A 753-nucleotide genomic window follows, 5' to 3' on the forward strand; every position below is an offset into this window, starting at 1 on the left:
CCATTCGGACATCCCCGGATCAAAGCCTGCTTACGGCTCCCCGAGGCATTTCGTCGTTCGCCACGTCCTTCTTCGGCTCCTAGTGCCTAGGCATCCTCCGTGTGCTCTTTCTAGCTTAACCTAGAAAAAACTTTAAAGATTTTTGTGTAACCCGAAGGTTAACACAACCTAAGTTCTTACTTTACGTTTTTGTTTCGTTATCTAGTTTTCAAGGAACAACTTGTGATTCCATTACCTTTGCCCTATTTCAGCGGCGAAAGTTATCTTATCACATCTTATTACTGCATTTCAAGTCGAAATTTCTTGGAAATTTCTGTCTTAAAATGTGTTTTGGTGGAGCCAAGCGGGATCGAACCGCTGACCTCCTGCTTGCAAGGCAGGCGCTCTCCCAGCTGAGCTATGGCCCCAAAATGATATTAAGTTTAATGGTGGGCCCTAGTGGACTCGAACCACCGACCTCACCCTTATCAGGGGTGCGCTCTAACCAGCTGAGCTAAGGGCCCTCAAAGATTTGCTTCAGCAAAACTTACTGCGTAAGCATCACTTATTAGGGAAATTCTTCAAAATAAAAACCCACCTACAAGCTTTCGAAGCTTTCTCCGAAAGCTTGCCATGGGTATCGCTTGGCAACGTTCTACTCTCCCAGAACCCTGCGGTTCAAGTACCATCGACGCTGGAAGGCTTAACGGTCGTGTTCGAGATGGGAACGCGTGGATCCCTTCCGCCATCATCACCAAACGGTTGCAACATGGT

Annotated in this window: 2 tRNA genes and 2 rRNA genes; all 4 read right to left on the bottom strand. The window is 47.3% G+C overall.

The window, feature by feature from the left end:
- Positions 1 to 121: ribosomal RNA gene (locus HQN88_RS37205) — 23S ribosomal RNA — on the bottom strand; the annotation flags it as partial.
- Positions 122 to 331: 210 nt separating this feature from the next.
- Positions 332 to 407 (bottom strand) — tRNA-Ala (locus HQN88_RS37210).
- Between the two features lie 19 nt (positions 408 to 426).
- A tRNA-Ile gene (locus HQN88_RS37215) sits at positions 427 to 503 on the bottom strand.
- Positions 504 to 621: 118 nt separating this feature from the next.
- Positions 622 to 738 (bottom strand): 5S ribosomal RNA (rrf, locus tag HQN88_RS37220).
- Between the last annotated feature and the right edge of the window lie 15 nt (positions 739 to 753).

The organism is Paenibacillus qinlingensis (assembly GCF_013204845.1).
GTDB lineage: Bacteria > Bacillota > Bacilli > Paenibacillales > NBRC-103111 > Paenibacillus_E > Paenibacillus_E qinlingensis.